Annotated in this window: 16 protein-coding genes; 5 read left to right on the top strand and 11 right to left on the bottom strand. The window is 65.8% G+C overall.

The genetic code is table 11. From position 1 onward, the window contains the following. Nucleotides 1-108 precede the first annotated feature (108 nt). A complete protein-coding gene (gene putA, locus BRA471DRAFT_RS30990) occupies nucleotides 109-3120 on the bottom strand; it encodes a bifunctional proline dehydrogenase/L-glutamate gamma-semialdehyde dehydrogenase PutA (RefSeq protein ID WP_007614535.1) in 3012 nt (1003 codons plus the stop codon). A 114-nt stretch (nucleotides 3121-3234) separates the two neighbouring features. On the opposite strand from putA, the gene BRA471DRAFT_RS30985 reads away from it, so the two are divergent. Then, nucleotides 3235-3696, top strand: coding sequence for an Lrp/AsnC ligand binding domain-containing protein (locus BRA471DRAFT_RS30985; protein WP_007596520.1), 462 nt, complete (start codon nucleotides 3235-3237; stop codon nucleotides 3694-3696). 170 nt (nucleotides 3697-3866) lie between these two features. Here the strand turns inward: BRA471DRAFT_RS30985 and BRA471DRAFT_RS30980 are convergent, their stop codons facing one another. The 4 genes from BRA471DRAFT_RS30980 to BRA471DRAFT_RS30965 all read right to left on the bottom strand — a co-directional run bounded on the left by BRA471DRAFT_RS30980 (nucleotide 3867) and on the right by BRA471DRAFT_RS30965 (nucleotide 7852). Beyond that, on the bottom strand, nucleotides 3867-4067 hold the full coding sequence (locus BRA471DRAFT_RS30980; protein WP_007596519.1) for a cold-shock protein: 201 nt from the start codon (nucleotides 4065-4067) through the stop codon (nucleotides 3867-3869). A 207-nt stretch (nucleotides 4068-4274) separates the two neighbouring features. Beyond that, entirely contained in the window at nucleotides 4275-4583 is a 309-nt protein-coding gene (locus BRA471DRAFT_RS30975) for a sulfite:cytochrome C oxidoreductase subunit B (protein ID WP_007614532.1), read from the bottom strand. 11 nt (nucleotides 4584-4594) lie between these two features. Further along, nucleotides 4595-5794 carry a molybdopterin-dependent oxidoreductase gene (locus BRA471DRAFT_RS30970; RefSeq protein WP_007614530.1) on the bottom strand — a complete coding sequence of 400 codons (1200 nt, stop codon included), beginning with the start codon at nucleotides 5792-5794 and terminating at the stop codon, nucleotides 4595-4597. Between the two features lie 324 nt (nucleotides 5795-6118). After that, nucleotides 6119-7852, bottom strand: coding sequence for an adenylate/guanylate cyclase domain-containing protein (locus BRA471DRAFT_RS30965; RefSeq protein WP_007614527.1), 1734 nt, complete (start codon nucleotides 7850-7852; stop codon nucleotides 6119-6121). A 336-nt stretch (nucleotides 7853-8188) separates the two neighbouring features. Here BRA471DRAFT_RS30965 and BRA471DRAFT_RS30960 point away from each other — a divergent pair, with 336 nt between their 5' ends. Then, nucleotides 8189-9754, top strand: coding sequence for a glycosyltransferase family 39 protein (locus BRA471DRAFT_RS30960; RefSeq protein ID WP_007614525.1), 1566 nt, complete (start codon nucleotides 8189-8191; stop codon nucleotides 9752-9754). Nucleotides 9755-9946: 192 nt separating this feature from the next. Here BRA471DRAFT_RS30960 and BRA471DRAFT_RS30955 read toward each other — a convergent pair whose 3' ends face one another. After that, a complete protein-coding gene (locus BRA471DRAFT_RS30955; RefSeq protein WP_007614522.1) occupies nucleotides 9947-10975 on the bottom strand; it encodes a YcjF family protein in 1029 nt (342 codons plus the stop codon). Then, nucleotides 10972-12441 (bottom strand): YcjX family protein, encoded by a 1470-nt coding sequence (locus BRA471DRAFT_RS30950; RefSeq protein WP_007614521.1) that lies wholly within the window; start codon nucleotides 12439-12441, stop codon nucleotides 10972-10974. Before BRA471DRAFT_RS30950 ends, BRA471DRAFT_RS30955 begins: the two co-directional genes overlap by 4 nt. A 185-nt stretch (nucleotides 12442-12626) precedes the next feature. On the opposite strand from BRA471DRAFT_RS30950, the gene BRA471DRAFT_RS30945 reads away from it, so the two are divergent. Both BRA471DRAFT_RS30945 and BRA471DRAFT_RS30940 read left to right on the top strand, forming a co-directional pair. Further along, the gene (locus BRA471DRAFT_RS30945; RefSeq protein WP_007614518.1) at nucleotides 12627-13322 is read left to right on the top strand and encodes a hemolysin III family protein; all 696 of its coding nucleotides are present in this window, start codon (nucleotides 12627-12629) and stop codon (nucleotides 13320-13322) included. Between the two features lie 62 nt (nucleotides 13323-13384). Continuing rightward, nucleotides 13385-14179 carry an SDR family oxidoreductase gene (locus BRA471DRAFT_RS30940; RefSeq protein WP_007614517.1) on the top strand — a complete coding sequence of 265 codons (795 nt, stop codon included), beginning with the start codon at nucleotides 13385-13387 and terminating at the stop codon, nucleotides 14177-14179. Nucleotides 14180-14339: 160 nt separating this feature from the next. On the opposite strand, the gene BRA471DRAFT_RS30935 is transcribed toward BRA471DRAFT_RS30940, so the two are convergent. Next, a complete protein-coding gene (locus BRA471DRAFT_RS30935) occupies nucleotides 14340-14801 on the bottom strand; it encodes a MarR family winged helix-turn-helix transcriptional regulator (RefSeq protein ID WP_007614516.1) in 462 nt (153 codons plus the stop codon). Between the two features lie 76 nt (nucleotides 14802-14877). Here BRA471DRAFT_RS30935 and BRA471DRAFT_RS30930 point away from each other — a divergent pair, with 76 nt between their 5' ends. Further along, nucleotides 14878-15654, top strand: a complete 777-nt coding sequence (locus BRA471DRAFT_RS30930; protein WP_035974425.1) for an SDR family NAD(P)-dependent oxidoreductase — start codon at nucleotides 14878-14880, stop codon at nucleotides 15652-15654. 88 nt (nucleotides 15655-15742) lie between these two features. Here BRA471DRAFT_RS30930 and mdlC read toward each other — a convergent pair whose 3' ends face one another. The 3 genes from mdlC to BRA471DRAFT_RS30915 all read right to left on the bottom strand — a co-directional run bounded on the left by mdlC (nucleotide 15743) and on the right by BRA471DRAFT_RS30915 (nucleotide 19471). Continuing rightward, nucleotides 15743-17365 carry a benzoylformate decarboxylase gene (gene mdlC / locus BRA471DRAFT_RS30925; RefSeq protein ID WP_007614513.1) on the bottom strand — a complete coding sequence of 541 codons (1623 nt, stop codon included), beginning with the start codon at nucleotides 17363-17365 and terminating at the stop codon, nucleotides 15743-15745. 138 nt (nucleotides 17366-17503) lie between these two features. Further along, complete coding sequence (locus tag BRA471DRAFT_RS30920) at nucleotides 17504-18352, bottom strand: MaoC family dehydratase N-terminal domain-containing protein (protein ID WP_007614512.1); 849 nt, start codon at nucleotides 18350-18352, stop codon at nucleotides 17504-17506. Nucleotides 18353-18367: 15 nt separating this feature from the next. Beyond that, on the bottom strand, nucleotides 18368-19471 hold the full coding sequence (locus BRA471DRAFT_RS30915; RefSeq protein ID WP_007614511.1) for a CaiB/BaiF CoA-transferase family protein: 1104 nt from the start codon (nucleotides 19469-19471) through the stop codon (nucleotides 18368-18370). Between the last annotated feature and the right edge of the window lie 6 nt (nucleotides 19472-19477).

The following is a 19477-nucleotide window of genomic DNA, read 5'->3' as shown; positions in this document are numbered from 1 at the left end:
CGGCCCGGCTGCATCTCGGCCGTTCACCCTTCGAGGCCTCCGCTACGCTCCGGCACCTCAGGATGACGGAACTGAGATCATGCGTCGTAGCGTGCTCCTCGCCGCGCCTCACTCATCTCCTGCGAGCAGGGCAGCGTTGCCGCCGGCTGCTGCGGTGTTGATCGTCACGGTCTGCTCGGTCGCAAAGCGCGCGAGGTAGTGCGGGCCGCCGGCTTTCGGGCCGGTTCCGGACAGGCCGTTGCCGCCGAACGGCTGCACGCCGACCACGGCGCCGATCATGTTGCGGTTGACGTAGATGTTGCCGATCTGAACGCGGTCGACGATCGCCTCGATCGTATCGTCGATGCGGGAATGGACACCGAGTGTCAGCCCGTAGCCGGTGCGCTCGATAGCATGCAGGACGCGTTCGAGATGTTCCGCACGATAGCGCACGACGTGGAGAATCGGGCCGAACACCTCCTCGGTCAGCTGGCCGGCATCCCCAAGCTCGAAAATATGCGGCGCGACGAAGCAGCCCTCCGGCGCGGTGCCGGCAAAGTGCAGCCGTGCCTCTCTCTTCATTCGTGCGATGTGCGCATCGAGGCGCTGCTTGGCCTCGATATCGATCACCGGACCGATATGGGTCGCGACGTCGCTGGGGTCGCCGATCTTCAACTCGCGCGCCGCACCCGCGATCATTTCGATCATGCGGTCGGCGACGTCCTCCTGCACGAACAGCAGCCGCAGCGCCGAGCAGCGCTGGCCGGCGGAACGAAACGCCGAGGTGACGACGTCGTCTGCGACCTGCTCGGGCAACGCGGTCGCATCGGCGATCATGGTGTTGATGCCGCCGGTCTCCGCGATCAGCGGCACGATCGGTCCGTCCTTGGCTGCCAGCGCGCGGTTGATACTGCGCGCGACTTCGGTCGAGCCGGTGAAGACGATTCCGGCGATATCGGGATGCGCGGTCAGCGCGGCGCCGATGCGGCCGTCGCCGGTGACGAGGTGCAGCGCGCTCGCGGGGATGCCGGCCTCGTGCAGCAGCCGCACCGCCTCAACCGCGATCCGCGGGGTCTGCTCCGCGGGCTTGGCCACCACGCTGTTGCCGGCCATCAGCGCTGCCGTGACCTGGCCGAGGAAGATCGCCAGCGGAAAATTCCAGGGCGAGATCGCCACGAAGACGCCACGGCCGCGCATGGCCAGCACATTGCTTTCGCCGGTCGGACCTCGCATCGCCACATCATTGCCGAACAGCTTGCGGCCCTGCGCGGCGTAATAGCGGCAGAAGTCGGCGGCCTCGCGCAGCTCCGACAGCGCATCGTCGAGCGTCTTGCCGCCCTCGCGTTGCAGCAGCGCGATGAAACGGGGCGCGCGGCTCTCCAGAAGATGCGCGGCCTGCTCCAGCGCCGCCGCGCGCGTGGCTGCCGGAGTCCGGTCCCAGGCGGCAAAGCCCGCGCGCGCAGCCGTCACGGCCGCATTGGCCTGATCCGGCGTTGCGTCCGCGATCGGCTTGAGGTCGGCCCTCTCGGCCTTGACCTCCGTCAGTAACCGGTCGAGCGCGGCGCGCGCGCCGAATTCGACGCCGCGCGAATTGCGCCGCTCCGGCGCGAACAGATCGCACGGCAGTGGAATTTTAGGATGGGCCGCCTGCTGCGGCCCGACGACGGCATCCGCCGGACGTTGCAGCAGCGCCGTAACCGGCACGCGGTAATCGGACGCCTGCGCCACGAAGGAGGAGTTGGCACCGTTCTCCAACAGTCGCCGCACCAGATAAGCGAGCAGGTCGCGATGGCTGCCGACCGGGGCGTAGGTGCGGTAGGCGATCTCGGGGTGATCCTTGGCGAGCTGTTCGTAGAGCGCCTCGCCCATGCCATGCAGGCGCTGGAATTCGAAGCCGCCGTTCGCACCGGCAAGCTCCAGCACGGTCGCGACGCTCAGCGCATTGTGGGTGGCGAATTGCGGGAAGATCCGCGGCCGCAGGCTCAACAGCTTTTGAGCGCAGGCGACGAAGTTCAGATCGGTCATCGCCTTGCGGGTGAATACGGGATAGCCGTCCAGCCCGCGCTCCTGCGCGCGCTTGATCTCGGTGTCCCAATAGGCGCCCTTGACCAGCCGCACCATCAGCTTGCGATCGTGCGCGCGGGCCAGCGCATCGACATAGTCGATCACGGCGCCGGCGCGCTTCTGATAGGCCTGGATCGCGAGGCCAAATCCGTCCCAACCGGCAAGCGAGGGATCGGCGAGCGTTGCCGCGATCACGTCGAGGGACAATTCCAACCGGTCGGCTTCCTCGGCATCGACGGTGAAGTTGAGGTCATGGGCCTTGGCGCGTTGCGCCAGGTCCAGCAGTTGCGGCACCAGCTCAGCCATCACGCGGTCGCGGCTGATCGCCTCGAAGCGCGGATGCAGCGCCGACAGCTTGACGGAGATGCCGGGCCGGTCGGGCAGGGGATGGTTTCCGGTCGCCTTGCCGATGGTCAGAATCGCGCTGGCATAGGCGTCGAAATAGCGCTTGGCGTCAGTGGCCGTGCGCGCGCCTTCGCCAAGCATGTCGAACGAATAACGCGCCCTCTCACCGGAGCGCGGTCGGGCCCGCTCCAGCGCCTGCGCGATGGTCTCGCCCAGCACGAAATGATTGCCCATCAGCCGCATCGCTTGGCGCGTGGCGGTGCGCACGGCGGGTGCGCCCAGCCGCTTCACCAGACGGCCGATAGTGCCGTCGGGCGTCTCGCCGGGCTGGATCACCCGCGCCGAGAGGCCCAGCGCCCAGGCCGAGGCGTTGACCAGGAAGGCGGTGGACTTGGTCTCGTGGTGGATGAAGTCGCCCTCGCCGAGCTTGTCCTCGATGAACTGGTCGGCGGTGCGCGCGTCGGGCACGCGCAGCAACGCCTCGGCCAGCACCATCAAGGCGAGGCCTTCCTTGGTCGAGAGCGCGAACTCCCGCAGCATGTCCTCGACACCGCCAAGACTGCCGCTAAGCCGGTCGTCCCGCTTGCGGATGGCTTCGATCAGCCGCGTCGCGGTGCGATCGATCCGCGCCTCCTGCGGCGCGCCGAGATGCGCAGACGGCAAGAGGCGCGCGGCGATGTCGGCATCATCGGGCGCGTAGGCGGCGGAGAAGGGAGGCGGAATGTTCGGCATGGCGTGTCCCGTGGCTCAAATCCAGGATAATGCCCACGCTACCTTAGCTCGATAGACAATTTAGCTCATTCGGCTTATAAAATGAAGCAATCGAGCCATTTGGCCTTATGAAATATGGAATTAGATCGAACCGACCGGAAAATCCTCTCGATTTTGCAGCAAGACGGGCGAATCGCCAATGTCGAGCTCGCGGAGCGCATCGGGCTGTCGCCGACCTCGATCGGCGAGCGGCTGAAGCGTTTGCAGCGAGAGGGCTTCATCGAAGGCTATGGCGCGCGGCTCAACCCGCACCGGCTCGGCCTCGGGCTCCTGGTGTTCGTGGAGGTGCTGCTCGACAAGACCACGCCCGACAATTTCGAGCGTTTTGCCCGCGCGGTGAAACTCGCGCCCGAAGTGCTGGAGTGTCACATGGTTGCCGGCGGCTTCGACTATCTTGTGAAGGCGCGGCTGGCAGACATGACCGCGTATCGACGTTTCCTCGGCGAGACCTTGCTGTCGATGCCGGGCGTGCGCGAAACGCGAACCTATGCGGTGATGGAAGAGATCAAGCGCGACGCACCATTGCCGGTGGACTAACGAAATGCCGTCGCGATTGTCGTTGCTGTGGCGTCGAACGGGCGGTCTTCACGGGCAAATAGTTCTCCGTGTGCAATCGCAACGCCTGTCGTCGAATGCACTGACCGTCTTCTGAAATTTTCTTGGCCCGGGTCCCGGATTGATCCGGGAGTTAGCAAAAGCCGGCGGGCTTATACTTTGAGGTTCTCTGCGGAGCTTTTGCCTCGGTTTGCGATCTCTTCATACTCCACCGTCTGTCCTTCGTTCAGGGACGACAGACCGGCTTTCTGCACTGCCGAGATATGCACGAACACATCCTTGCCGCCCGACGCAGGCTGGATAAATCCATAACCCTTCGTCGGGTTGAACCACTTGACCGTACCTTTAGCCATCACGACTTCTCCGCGGGTCTTCCTCCGAGATCTCGAACCGCCAGTCCCCGCCAACCGGCCGGTTCGGTCCTAATACGATACGCGGAATGTGGCTGGCTTGGTAGCTCAAACCACATCTGCATTTCGCCGAATTCCGCTCAACTTCGCGGCGTTTTTGCCGGATTTGCCCGTTTCGCGGTCACTTGGTCCGCGCACCGCGCGCCATCCTCAATAAGTCGCGGCCAGATAATCGACGATCTTGCCGACATCGGCATCGTCGATGGGGGCGCCATAGACCTTGATCATCTTGGTCACCTCGGCCTGCCAGAAACCTTTCTTGTCCTTCATCGGCGGCTGCGTGTTGATGTAGTCGGACGAGTGGCAGGCCGTGCAATTGCCCTGAACCACTTCGAGATTGGGCCCGGGCTTGAACGCCGCGACCTCATCGGGGGTCTTGTAATTGACCGGTGCTGCAAGTGCCGAACCCACCAATGCGGCGAGGGCGAGCGTGATGGCGAGGAAAACGGTGCGCTGCATGATCGTTCCCCTCAAGCCACGGTGACGCGGACGGTTTCGACGACGTTGCGCAAGTAACCCGCCGGATTCCAGCGCGGCGTATCCGGCTGGGTTTCGCCGCCATTGCCGGTGGCGCGCACCTTGAGCTCGTGGGAGCCCGCCGCGAGCTTCACCGGCAGCGTCCATTCGCGGAATGAGTATTTGCCGAGATCCTTGCCGAGCTTGGCGCCGGTCCAGGTCTTGCCGCCGTCAGTGGAGACCGCGACCTCCTTGATGCCCTTGCCGCCGTCGAAGGCGATGCCGCGCAGCGTGGTGCCGCCTGCTTTCAGCTTGGCTCCGTCGGGAACGCTGGTGATGAAGGAACGGATGGTGAAGCGGTTGATCGGGATCGTCGCCTTCGGCGCGGTGCCCGGCTCGATCGCATTGTTCGGCGTGTCCGGAATACGATAGGCCGACTTCATCCAGAAGCCGTCATAGACATTGTCGACGACGGTGATCTCGTTGAGGTGCTTGACCCAGTAGGTGCCGTAATAGCCGGGCACGATCAGGCGGAGCGGAAAGCCGTTGAGGAACGGCAGGTCCTCGCCGTTCATGCCATAGGCCAGCATCACCTCGCCGTCGCTGGCATGATCGATATCGAGCGCCTTGACGAAATCGGGCGTCTTGTCGCTGACCGGACCGTCCATGCCGTTGAAGGTGACTTGCTTGGCGCCGCTCTGCACGCCCGCCATCGCCAGCACGGCCTTCAACGGTACGCCGCGCCAGCGCGCATTGCCCATCGCGCCGTTGGCGAGCTGGCCGCCGGCGACGCGCGGATCCAGGAAGCCGCGGCTGTTGCCGGAGCACTGGTTGACGGCGACGATCTCGGTCGCCTTCATCTTCCTTATGTCCTTCAGCGACAGCTTCAGCGGCTTGTCGACCTTGCCCTTGACCTCGAGCGTGAACTTGTCGGGGTCGATGTTGTAGGGCAGGTCGGAAAGGTGATAGCGCACGAAGAACGCGTTATTCGGCGTGATCGGGCCGTCGTTGAACACCGCGAACGGCGTCTCGAGCTGCGGCGGGCGGCTGGTCAGGCCGATCATCGGCCGCTTCTGCGGATATTTCACCAAGGGACGTTCGCCATTGGCGAAGGGCAGGGTGACGGTGTCGAGTGCCAGCGCTTTGGTCGGGCTCATTGCAGCCGCAGCAGCAGCAAAGCCCGCTCCTTTGAGCAGGTCGCGTCGATCGAACATGTGGTCTCCTCCCGGAGCTTTTCGTTGATGGCGGTCATCACCGCCATCTCGCGTCCATGTGTCGCAACGACTCAGTTGAAGTCAATTCGTGCTTTCGCAGCAAGCCCATGCCGCTGCGTTGCAGCAAGCCGGTGTTTCGCTTGCAAGGAGATTGAGCCGAGCCGTAGCCGCGACGACGGTGCACCTCTCCCGCTTGCGGGAGAGGTCGCGCCGAAGGTGCGGGTGAGGGTTTTCTCCTCTGGGGGATTGTCCCGTTGCGGAGACACCCTCTCCCCGACCCTCTCCCGCAAGCGGGAGAGGGAGCGCTCCGCCTCAGTGGCCGCCTTACGCCGCGACGCGTTCGCCGTGGTCGACGAGCGCCGACAGCTCCCTGGCGTCCGCGACGACGCGCACGGCCATCGGTTCGTCGCGGCCGCGGATCGGGACCTCCTGCTGTGGCAGCGCATCCTCGGCAAGGCCGGCGGTGCGGCGGACTTCCTCCGACACGACCGCTTCGCAGGCCAGTGTCTTGGTCATGTCCTGGAGCCGGGCCGCGACGTTGACGGCATCGCCCAGCGCCGTGAAGACGATGTGATCGCGATAGCCGATGTCGCCGATGATGACCTCGCCGCCGTGGATGCCGATGCCGAAGCGGATCGGTTGGCGCAGATCGTGGCTCAGGAGCTCGTTGAGCTCGTCGATATGCACGGCAATGCCGGCTGCGGCCTTCAGCGCCTGCCGGCAGGCTTCTTGCGGATCGGCGCTCAGTCCGAACAGCGCCAGCATGCCGTCGCCGACGAACTGGTTTGGCTGGCCGCCATTCTCGATGACCGCCTGCGAGACGGCGCCGAGGAAGCGGTTGACGATGAAGACGGTGTCGAACGGCAGCCGCTTCTCGGCGAGCTGCGTCGAGCCGCGCATGTCCACGAACAGGCTGACGAGATAGCGCTCCTGGCCGATTCTGGCGGGCGTCGAGGCCTGCGAGCTCGCCGTCAGGGTATGCGCGGTGAAGAGCTGGAAGAAGGAGAGATCCGACGTCGGCCGCAGCTGGCAGGCGAGCCTGATCGAGGGGTCGCTGGTGCCGACACGGGTCAGCACGAACGCCTCGCGCTGCGACGGCTCGGGCAGGGCGCCGTGATCGCCGATGATGCGGATGCGGCAGGTCGAGCAGCGGGCGCGGCCACCGCAGACGCTGGCATGCGGCACATTGTGGCGCAGGCTCGCCTCCAGCACGGAGAGGCCCTTGGGGACGCGCACCGTCTTGCCGTTGCCGTAGGACAGCGCGATCATGCCACCGCGTCGTTCGCGCAAGGCCCGTACGCCGCGTGCGGCCAGCGCCAAGGCGAGCAATCCGAGATAACCGGCGGTAAGGCCGCCGGTGATGCGGTCGAGCGTCGTGGCCTCGGCCGCCGTGCCGACCTGGCGGCGCGTGAGATTGTGCGTCCGCCATTCCCCGTCGTCGGCCTCGACCTCGACGCTGCGGCCACCCTGGTAGACACCCAGCAGCGACAGCGTCGGGATCAGCACGGCCGCCGCGAGCAGATAGGGCGCCGCGCGCGTGAAGAACGGTTTGAGGCGAAGCCAGAAATAGATGCCGATGCAGCCGTGCACCCAGGCGATGAGAAGCAGGACCGTCATGGTCCAGATACGGTTCGACGCGACGAAGAACAGATAGAGTTCCTGCGGATAGAGTTTCTGGTGTCCGTAAAGCGTCTGGCCGAGCCGCACCCCGATCACATGCGCCATGACCAGCGCGGGGATGCTCAAGCCCAGCACGAGCTGCAGCGGCTCGACCGTCCGCCAGCGGAACTGCCGGCGCTGATACAGTGCATAGATGCCGAGCCCCATATGCGTCAGCGCCGCCGTGTAGAACACGATCGCAACCGGCAGGAACTGCCAGAACAGCGTGTGGTAGGTGACCCCGATCTCCATGGCATCGACCGAGATGTTGCCGAGTGCATGGTTGAGGAAATGGCTGACCACATAGGCGAACAGGATGACGCCGCAGACCAGCCGCACCTGGCGCAAGCTGATGGCGCGGGAAAGCTCGGAAAATCGGGTGGATGCGGTTGCGGCCATGATTCTGTTGTATCAGTTCATGAAGGAGAACAGCCAGCGCCGCGTTTAATTCCGGGCTCGATCGGTTCGCGGGATCACATCCGCGGCAGGAATCACTCCATTGTCGTCCCGGACAAGCGCGCCCTTGGGCGCGCGCAGATCCGGGACCCATAGCCACAGGACCGGGTTTGGCGACGACTCGTGGTGATCAGCTCGCGCCACACCACTCCCTGTGGTTATGGGTCCCGGGCTCGCGACTGCGTCGCGCCCCGGGACGACAGGTTTCTTCCCCCCACATTGACTCCCCCTCCCAGGTTGGCGAAAAGCGCCGCCGTGACGACAGCTCCCGACATCACGATGCCCCCCGCCGGCGCGGCGCGCCGGCCGCTCGTCATGGCCGCGGTAATCATCGCCGCGATGACGCTGCTGCGCATCGTCTACGCCTCGGCCATCGAGCTGCGCACGGACGAGGCCTATTACTGGACCTGGTCGCGGGAGACGGCGCTCAGCTTCCTGGATCATCCTCCCGGCATCGCCTGGCTGATCCGGTTCGGCACCGCGATCTTCGGCGACACCACGCTCGGTGTGCGCTTTGGCGGCATCGTCGCGATGCTGGTGACGCAGCTCCTGCTCGCCGATATCGTTCGCCGCCTCACCCACGACATGCGCGCCGTCGTGCTCGCGGTGCTGATGCCGGAGGCCGCGCTCTATTACGGGCTGCTGATGGCGAAGGTCGCGCCCGATGTCGCCATGATCCCGCTTGCGGTGGCGATGATGTGGTGCCTGGTGCGGCTTGCGCAGGGCGGCGACGGCTGCTGGTGGCTCGCGGCCGGCCTGTTCGCCGGGCTGGCGATGCTGTCGAAATTCACCGTGATCATGTTCGCGCCGGCGGTTGCCGCCTTTCTGCTGGTGCCGGATTGGCGCTGGCGCTGGCTGCGCAGCCCCTATCCGTATCTCGCGGTCCTGATCGCAATTGCCGTATTCTCGCCCGTCCTGATCTGGAACGTGCAGCACGACTGGGCCGCGATCCGCTTCCAGGGTGTGCGTGCCACCACCAGCTACGGCATCTCGCTCCGCACCTTCGGCGATTACATCGGCCTGCAATTCGGACTGGTCGGCTTCGTCATGCTGCCGGTGGTGCTGACGGGGGTGGTGCTGACGGCGTGGCGCGGCTATCGCACGCGCGAGCCGGTCGCGATTTTGCTGTCGACCGCGGTGCTGGTGCCGTTTCTCTATTTCCTCTTGAAATCCCTGACCCTCCGCGTCGGCGACACTTGGCCGATGTTCATGTGGCCGGTCGGTTTCGCCGCCGCCGCTGTCAACCTCACCATGCTGTCGCGCGAAGGAAGATCGGCGCGGATGCTCAGGTCGGCGCTGTTCTGGGCCAACACGGCGGTGGTCTCGGGCATCGCCTTTGTCGTCATCGTGTTCCTCTACTACGTCGCCGCGCCCTGGAATTTGCTCGGCAAGATCGATCCGATCGGTGCCGAGTCCGGTTACGAGCAGGTCGCCGCGCGCGCACAGGCCGCATTGGACGAGACCGGCGCGACCTGGATCGCAACCACGGACTACCGCACCTATGCCATGATGCGCTGGCTGTTCAGGGGCCGCGTGCCCGTGATCGAGATCAACGAGCGCGGCCGCTTCCAGGATTTTCGTGATCCCGGCATGGATCGGATCAAGGGCCACGCCGGCATTTATGTTGGGCGCGAGCCAGACAACCGCTCGCCGCTGTGGGAGAACATCCCCGCCAGGCGCGAGCCGCTCGGTCAGGTCGAGCGCCGCTGGCGCGGACTCGTGATGGACACGTACACGCTGGAAAAGCTCACCGGCTGGACTCCGGAGCTTTCACCACCGAAGGACTCGCCGCTGTTCCAGTGGCGCGTGCTGGCGGGAGAATTCGAGCGACGTACGCTCGCATAGCAAGGCGGCCTTCTTCCTTCTCCCCTTGTGGGAGAAGGTGGCGCGAAGCGCCGGATGAGGGGTATCTCTCCGCAAATTCGAATGAGAGTTGGACTCGAGGAGAGAACCCCTCACCCGTCTCGCCGCTTTGCGGCGAGCCACCCTCTCCCGCAAGGGGAGAGGGAACAGCGGTCGCGTCGCGCGAACAGAACGCTACTCCTCGTCGTCCTTCTTCCGCAGAAGATCGGTCGCGAGATCCGACAGCTTCGGCGGCGGCAGGGCCGCGAACGGCAGCGGTCGTGTGACGTCGATCGCGGCGAGGCCCAGCCGCGCCGTCAGCAATCCATTCAGCATGCCTTCGCCCAGCCGCTGCGACAGCTTCGCCGCAATCCCATGGCCGAGCATCTGCTGCACCAGACTGTCGCTCGCCGCCATGCCGCCGGTGATGGCGAGATGGGCGATGACGTGGCGGAGCAGGCGGATCATACCGAGTGCGCCGGGACGGCCGCCGTAGAGAAAAGCGAGCTGGCGTATCAATCTCAGCGACGCCACGAACACGAACAACACGTCGATCAGCGCGCGGGGCGAAACCGCTGTCACGATCGAGACCTTTTGCGCGGCTGACGACACCAGCCGCCGCGCCTCGATGTCCAGCGGCGACATCAATTCGCGCTCGGCGAGCCGGATCATGTCGGCGCCGTCGATGATCTCGCCGGCATGGCTTTCCAGCGTGGCGCGGGCGCGCGCGAGCTGCGGGTTCTGGTGCGCGATCTTGAGCAGATCCTGCACGATGATGCGGCTCTCCTTGCGGTCGTCGCTGGCAAGGACGGCGGCTGCGCGCTGATGCAGCTTTTCGATCGTTGCCAGCCGCGCCAGCCCGAACGCCTCGCGTCCGGTCACCACCGCGAGCGCAAGCGCAGTGACGAAGGCAAGCGCCAGTCCGACGAAGCCGAGGCTTTCGCTGCGCGCAAACAGATCCTCGATCAGACGGACGACGCCGAGCCCGACCCCGAGCAGCGTCAGCCCGGCAACGCCGGACCAGAACAATGTGCCCCAGGGAAAGCCGCGCCGCGCCGGAAGCGTCGCTGCGATCGGCACCGGAAAATTCGCCGGATCGGGCTCCGGCGTGATCTGGATGGTGGTGCGGCCGAGCCGGGTCGTCTCGTCGGCCTCGGTGACGACGACGCCGGGATCGTCGAGCCGGAACGTCGCCGGCCGCCGTGGCTTCGATCGGTCGTTCATGACAATTTGTCTCCGATCAGGAACTGCAAGGCACGGTCGAGGCGGATGTGAGGCAGCGCCGGCTGGTCGTCCCCCTCGCGTTCGAGCTTTGGCGGACGAAAACGCAGGAAACGAAAATCGCTCTTCTCGACGGCCTCGGTCGAGAGCCCGCGGAACGCGTCGGTGCCGTTGAACAGGGGTTCGGGATCCAGCGGCAGGTCGCCCGGAAAGGTTGCCACCTCGGTGTTGCCATCGAAGAACTCGCCGCCGGCGCTTTCGCCTGCGGCCGGCGTTCCCAAAATCGACGGCAATTTGTCGCGGCCATGCGCAACCTGCGCCTCGCGGGTAGCGCGGACGGCGGCAAGCGCGACGACGTCGATCACCGCGCCGGTAGTTTCCGCGCGCGCAACGGCTCCCGAGACGGCGCGGCGCAGCACGGCCTCGAGCCGGTCGTGGCTGGAATGATGCAGATGATCGGCCTTGGTCGCCGCGAACAGCACGCGGTCGATCCGCGGCCGAAACAGGCCGGAGAGGATCGTGCTGCGGCCGATGTTGAAGCAGTCGAGAATGCCCGCGAGTGCGGCTTCGAGATCGTGCAGCGCTTCGGGGCCGGCGTTGAACGCGGCGAGCGCGTCGGCCAGCACGATCTGGCGATCGAGCCGGGCAAAATGATCACGGAAGAACGGCCGCACCACGACGTCCTTGTAGGCCTCGTAGCGACGTACCATCATCGCCCACAGCGATCCCTCCGGCGCCTGGCCGCCTGCGGGCACGTCGAGCGGCGCAAAGGTCAGCGCTGGTGTATCGGCGAGATTGCCCGGCATCAGGAAGCGGCCGGGCGGCAGCAGGCTCATCGCAAACCGCTCGTCGCGGCAGCCTTGCAAATAGCTCCTGAAGAGCTTTGCGGCCGTGAGCGTCGCCTGCTCGTCCTCGCGCGCTTCGGGTTTGAGCGTTGCGAGATGCGCGTGCCAGTCCGCGGCCAGATGGACGCGCGGCGCCTCGCGCGACAGGGCGAGACTTTCGGCCGACCATTGCTCAAAACTCTTCTGGAGCAGCGGCAGGTCGAGCAGCCACTCGCCGGGATAGTCGACGATGTCGAGCGTCAGCGTGCGGTCGGCGCCGTTCTGGCGCTGGTAGTCGATGACGAGCCTGAGCTCGCTGATGTCGACAGTCGAGTTCGGCCAGCGCCGCTCCTCGATCAGCGCGCGCAGATGGCTCTCATAGGCAAAGCGCGGCACGGCGTCGTCCGGCTGCGGCGCCAGATGCGCCCGCGCGATCCGCCCGGATGAATAGGCCTCGAAGACCGGAAACCGCCCACCGCGCGTGAGGCCGTGGATCAGCGCGGTGATGAACACCGTCTTGCCGGCCCGGGACAGGCCGGTGACCCCCAATCGTACCGTCGGATTGAAGAAATGCTCGCCGTAGTCGATCAGCGCCCTCGCCGACAGCCGCGCTTCTTCGACGATATCCTGGAAACTGAATGCCATGTGAACGAGAGGGTCTCGGGCGGGGGGCAAATACGCAAAACGGACTAATCACAAAAATGGCAACTGCCTGAGGAAAATCAAGCTTCACACTTCCACCGCCTTTATCGGCAAATCAGCTATTTGAACGACGCGCCGATGCCGAAAGACCCATAGAAAAGTGGCCCCTTCCTTGCCTCCGGATTGCCATGACCGTCTTCCAACTGAAACAGCTCGCATCCTTCTCCGTCCACGCAGCCGCTGACGCGGTCGGCTGGCATTACGACCGCGCCGAGTTGATCGCCGACGGCGTGATCCACGCGATCGGCGTGCTCTGCGGCATCATTGCCGCGACCGTGCTGGTGGTGCTGACGGTGCTCTTTGCCGACGGGACCGACATCCTCGGCGTCTCGATCTACGTCGCCGGCCTGCTCTCGATGCTGGTGTTGTCGGCGACCTATAATCTCTGGCCCGTCTCGCCGGCCAAATGGCTGCTGCGCCGCTTCGACCATTCGGCGATCTATCTCCTGATTGCGGCGACCTACACGCCGTTCATCCTGGAGGTGAAGGACAGCGCCTTCGCGCTGGTGCTGCTCGCCGGCGTCTGGTGCGTGGCGATCCTCGGCATCGTGCTGAAGCTTCTCTATCCCGGCCGGTTCGACCGCGTCGCGGTCGGCATCTATCTCGCGATGGGCTGGAGCGGCGTGATGCTCTACGATTCCGTGGTCAAGGCGTTGCCTGCGCTGGTGCTGGGCTTCATCCTTGCGGGCGGACTGCTCTACAGCTTTGGCGTGATCTTTCATGCCTGGCGGCGGCTGCGCTTCCAGAATGCGATCTGGCACGGCTTTGTCTTGGCCGGCGCGGCATGCCATTATACCGCGGTGCTCGACCTCGTGTTGAGCTGAGCAAGCTCCGCGAAGCGGAATAAGCGCAACTGCATAGGTATAAAACAAGAGGGAGACGTCGCATGCAGGTGACCGGCAAGGTCGTGGTCGTCACGGGCGGCGCCAACGGCATCGGCAAGGCGCTGTGCGAAGCGTTTCACAAGGCCGGTGCGGCCAAGGTCGTCGTGGCCGATATGGACGCGGACAATGCGAGGGCGGTCGCAGCCACGGTGGATGGCGCGGCCTTCAAATGCGATGTCGCGCAGGAAAAGGATATTTCCCACGTCATCGAGGAGACCGAGCGGCTGTTCGGCCCGATCGAATTGTTCTGCTCCAATGCGGGCATCGGCGGCGGCTTCGATCCGATGTCGGTCAATGCCGGTGGCGCCTCGGATGAGCCGTGGCAGCGCAGCTGGGCGATCCACGTCATGGCGCATGTCTATGCGGCGCGGCACCTGATCCCGCGCATGAAGGCGCGCGGCGGCGGTTATTTCCTCAACACCATCTCGGCCGCGGGCCTGCTGTCGCAGGTCGGTAGCCCGGCTTACTCCACCACCAAGCATGCCGCGGTCGGCTTTGCCGAAAATCTCGCGATCTCGCACAAGGCGCACAACATCCGGGTCTCGATCCTCTGCCCGCAGGGCGTCGATACCAACATGCTGCGTTCGATTCCCAAGGGCCCGCAATCCGGCGACGGTGACCTCTCGCCCGAGCAGGTCGCCAGGGACGTGCTCGCCGGCCTCGAGCAGGAGACCTTCTTGATCCTGCCGCACCCGCAGGTGCTCGGCTACATGCGCAAGAAGACCGAGAACTATGACCGCTGGATCGGCGGCATGGCCAAGATCCAGGCCAGGATGCGGGAAGATTTCGGGACGTAGGGAAGGCGGGCCGACAATTTCGGAGTCGTCCTGGCGAAGGCCAGGACCCATACCGCGAGGTCGATCGATCTTGCCGTGGTAGCAGTACCGAACGACAAGTCTTCGCCAAACTTCTCCCTGGGGGAATGGGTCCTGGCTTTCGCCAGGACGACGCTGGTAGCTACGCCGCCGACTCCACCTCGCCCTCCACCCGGCTCTGCCGCAAAGCCCGCGCATAGAGCATCATCCCTTCCCGGACCGTGCGCTGCTCGGCCTCTGTCAGTGCGGCCAGTGCACCACTCACCTGCTGCCGTCCGAACGCGTGCAGCGCCTCCAGCGTGCGGCGGCCCTTCGCGGTCAGTGACAGCAGCTTGCTGCGCGCGTCGGCCGCATCGGGCGTTTCCCGCAGCTCGCCGCAGTCGATCAGCTTGCGCACCAGGCGGCTGACGCTCGATTTCTCCAGCCGCAGGAAATCGCCGAGCTCGCCGGAATTCATCGGCCCCCGGATACCGATCTCCAGGATCGTGTGCACGGCCGACGGCGGATAGTCCGATGCCGCCACGGTCGCATCCATGAAGCCGAGCTCGCGTACCATCAGGCGCGAGGCCGCGCGAATGTCGTCGATCAGCGACAGCCTGGTCATGCTTGACTCCGCGCATATAGTTGTACAATACAACTATATGCGCGGAACGGCGCGTGCAAGCGTTTTGGGGTGAGCCATGAGCGGAGCTTTGCCTGCGGGGGCGCGGATGAGCGGCAAGGTCTGCCTGGTGACGGGCGGCGGCAGCGGCATCGGGCGTGCCACGGCGTTGCGAATGGCGTCCGAAGGCGCGGAGGCGATCGTCGTGGCGGGCCGGCGCGAAGCCGAGATCGACGCCACCGCTGCGGCGTGCCGCGAACTCGGTGCGAACGCCATCGCGTTCAAGACCGACATCACGCGCGAGGACGACGTCGCGCGCCTCGTTGCCACGGCGGTCGAGCGATGCGGCCGGCTCGACGTCGCCTTCAACAATGCCGGCTTCCAGGAGCGGCGCGCGCCGCTGGAGGAGCAGGGCATGGATGTCTACGACAGCGTGTTCGACACCAACGTCCGCGCGCTGTTCCTGTGCCTGCGCCATCAATTGCCGGTCATGCTCGCGCAAGGCCGCGGCAGCATCGTCGTCAACGCCTCCGTCAGCGGCGTGCGCAATCCCAATCCCGGCTTCTCGCTCTACTCGGCATCCAAGGCCGCGGCGATCTCGTTGACGCGCTCAGCCGCGATGGAGAACGCTCCACGTGGCATCCGTATCAACGCCGTCGCTCCCGGCCGCGTCGTCACCGACATGATGCTGCGCGCCGGTGTCGGCGATGTCGCAACCGTCAGCGCGGGCCTGCCGCTGCGACGGATGGGGAGCCCGGAGGAGGTGGCCGAGGCGGTGGTGTGGCTATCGTCCGACGCGGCGTCCTATGTCGTCGGGCATGTGCTGGCGGCGGATGGGGGGTTCCTCGCTTCGTAGCCCGGATGGAGCGTAGCGTAATCCGGGGCGGATTCGCGTGTGGCACGATTCCCGGATTACGCTGCGCTCCATCCGGGCTACGGCACGGTCAATGCTTCTGCCCGTATAGCACCGGCACCGCCGAATCCACGACGACCTCGACGAGGCTGGTCCCTTCGAATGCCATCCCGCGCTTGAGCGCCTCGCCCAGTTCGGCTGCCTTCGTCACCCGCACCGCATGGCAACCCATGCCCTCGGCGAGCCGGACGAAATCGATCCCCGGCAGCTCGAGCCCCGGCACATTCCTCACCTGCATCACCTGGCTGAACGAGCGCATCGCGCCGTAGCCGGAATTGTTGATGACGATGATGGTGAGCGGCAGCTTGCGCTGCGCGGCGGTCCACAGCGCCTGGATCGAATACATCGCCGAGCCGTCGCCGATCAGGCACACGGTGCGGCTGCTCGGCTTGCCGAGCGCCATGCCGACAGCGGCGGGCAGGGAGTAGCCGAGGCCGCCGCTCGCCATGGTGTAGAAACTGTCCTGGCCGCGCATCGGCATGAACTTTTGCATCGCCGGCCGGTGCGAGGGGATTTCCTCGACCAGAGACGCGCCATCCGGCATCGCCTGCGACAGCGAATGCAGCAGGAATTCGACCGGAAGCGGCTCGCCGGCCTGCGGGCCGGGCGGCAGCGTACGCCCCTTCGGTGCGGCGCGCTTGCTCTCGGGCAGGAGCTCGAGCAGCGCCGTGAGCGCCGGCTTCATCGTCGCGATGATGCTGGTCCCGACCGGCGTCACCGCTGCGGCATCCGGGTCATCCGTGATCTGGAAGATCGTCGCGCCGCCGTCGAAGATCGCGGCGTGGCCTTCGACGTGGAAGGTGAACACCGGCGCGCCGATCACGACGACGAGGTCGTGCTCGCGCAGCGCGTCGGACAATTGCGCCGGCGAGGCATGCAGGAAGCCCGCGAATTGCGGATGGCGTTCCGGGAACGAGCAGCGCGCCGAAAACGGGCTGACCCAGACGCTGGCCCTGGCCTTCTCGGCGACGCGCACCATCAGGTCGACCGCGCCGGCGCGGTCGACGCCGGGGCCGACGACGAGGGCAGGGTGCCTGGCCGAGCCGAGCGCCGTGACCAGCGCCTTCATCGCGTCAGCCTCGGGCCCGATCTCGCGGCTGACCTTGCGGGCTTCGACGGGCGCTGTCGCATGCGCCCAGTCGTCGACAGGGATCGACACGAAAGTCGGCCCGCAGGGTGGCTGCATCGCGGTGTAATAGGCGCGTGCGATCGCGGCCGGCACGTCCTCGGGCCGTGCCGGCTCGACGCTGTACTTCACATAAGGCCGCGGGAATTCGGATGCACGCTCCGCATAGAGGAACGCCTGCAACGGGAGGATCGAGCGCGCCTGCTGGCCCGCGGTGATCACGAGCGGCGTCTGGTTGCGATGCGCGGTATAGATGTTGCCGAGCGCGTTGCCGACGCCGGCGGCCGAATGCAAATTGACGAAGCCGGCATTGCGCGTCGCCTGCGCATAACCATCGGCCATGCCGACGGCCGAGGCTTCCTGAAGCGCCAGCACGTAGTCGATGTCGTCGGGCCAGTCGCTCAGGAACGGCAGCTCGGTCGAGCCGGGATTGCCGAAGACGCGTCTGATGCCGAAGGAGCGCAGCAGGTCGAGCGCCGCCTGCTTGACGGTGACGGATTTGCTGCCGGTCTTGCCGTTCTTCGCCATGGTTCCGTCCTTCTAATTCCTCATCCTGAGGAGCGCGTCTTCGCGCGTCTCGAAGGATGAAGGCCCGGCTGGTGGCCTCGCCCTTCGAGACGCGCGCGAAGGACGCGCTCCTCAGGGTGAGGGTCTAGCAGCAGTGTATCACCACACCGCCGTCCCCTTCATCGTCGGCTGCCCCTCCGCGTTCGCGGTCCACAGCTCCATGCCATCGGCGGTCTCGTTGGCGTTGATGGAGAACTCGCTGCCCTCGAACAGCGGCTGCAAGCCGCGATAGGTGAACTTCTTAGGCGCCTTGCCGCCGTGCAGCCTCGCGGCCATCTCGATGATCAGCGCCGCCTGTAACGGCCCGTGGAAGATCAGGCCGGGATAGCCCTCGACCTTGGTGACATAGTCGCGGTCGTAATGGATGCGGTGGCCGTTGAAGGTCAGCGCGGAATAACGAAACAGCAGCACGGGATCGGAGACATGCGCCTCGCGATGCTGGGCCTTGGGCGGCGGAGGTGGCGCCTTTGCCGGCGCGGGCGTCGTCGTCATCTCGCGATAGACGATGTCCTGCCGCTCGCGGATGGCGACGCCGCGCGGCGAGGAGATGCTGTGCTCGACCGAGACGAAGCACAGCGTGCCGGTCGAGCCGGTCTTCACCTGCACGTCGGCAATGCGCGAGGTCCGCGTCGATTCGTCGCCGACGCGCAGCGGTTGCAGGAACTCGATCTCGCCGCCGGCCCACATCCGGCGCGGCAGCGGCACCGGCGGCAGGAAGCCGCCGCGGGTGGGGTGGCCGTCGGGGCCGAGCATCGACATCGGAAACACCGGCTGCGCCAGACACCAATGCACCGTGAACGGCGCCGCATCGCCGGCCTTGGGCGAGCCGACCTCCTGGAACAGCGTCGCGCGCAGACCCTTCACGAGCTGCGCGGTGACGGTGTCGGTGGCCTCTTCGCTGCGGCCGATCCATTGCCTGAGATGATCGATGTCGAGCTTCCCGGTCATGACGCCTCGCTCTCGTTATTTCTTGGATTGGGGATTTTCGCCGATCCCCGGCACCGCGCCATAGCTGCGCGTCTCGCCGACAATGATCGGCGCCGGCGCGGGATAGCTGACACGTCCCTGCGGGGTGTCCACCTCGATGCGGCGCAGATGCGGATGGTTGGTGAGGTCGGCCATGGTGTTGACCTCGGCAAAGGCGATGTCGGCGTCGGACAGCCGCTTCAATAGCTCGTCGCGCGTCATCTTGCCGAAGGCATCCGCGACCGTCTTGTCGGTGAAGTCGCGGTTGCGTACGCGCTCGACCATGTTGGCAACGCGCGGATCGGCGGGCAGATCCGGCTGGTCCAGCACTTTTGCGCAAAGCGTCTTCCACTCGCGCTCGCTCTGGATCGAGATCAGAATGTCCTTGCCGTCGCTGGACGTGAACACGCCATAGGGCGCGATCGAGGGATGGCGGAGCCCCATGCGCTTGGGCGGATTACCGGCTTCCGAGTTGAGCAGCGGCACGGTGCACCAGTCCGCCATCACGTCGAACATGGAGATCCGGATGTCGGCGCCCTTGCCGGTGCGCCCGCGCCCAATCAGCGCCTCCAGGATCGCCGCATGCGCGGTGGCGCCGGTCGCGACGTCGACGATGGACATGCCGACCCGCGAGGCACCGTCGGGATTGCCGGTGATCGAGGCAAGGCCGCTCTCGGCCTGGATCAGGAGATCATAGGCCTTGCGGTGCGCATAGGGGCCGTCGTCGCCATAGCCGGTGATCGTGCACGAGATCAGTTTGGGATAATCCTTCAGCAGCCGCTCGCGCGAAAAGCCGAGCTTGTCCATCGAGCCCGGCTTGAGGTTCTGGATCAGCACGTCCGCGCTCGCGATCAGTCTCTCCAGCTCGGCGCAGCCTTCCTTGGTTGCGAGATCGACCACCGCCGATTGCTTGCCGCGGTTGAGCCACACGAAGTAGCTGCTCTGGCCCTTGGCCGCCGCGTCATAGCCGCGGGCGAAATCGCCTTCGGGCCGCTCGATCTTGATGACTTCCGCACCGGCATCCGCCAGCCGCGACGAGCAGAATGGCGCCGCCACCGCCTGCTCGACCGCAATCACCCTGATCCCGTCAAGAGCTCCCATGACGGT

This window comes from Bradyrhizobium sp. WSM471, from assembly GCF_000244915.1.
Lineage (GTDB): Bacteria > Pseudomonadota > Alphaproteobacteria > Rhizobiales > Xanthobacteraceae > Bradyrhizobium.
Note: the sequence above shows the minus strand (reverse complement) of the source record. Positions and strands in the feature narration are given on the sequence as shown.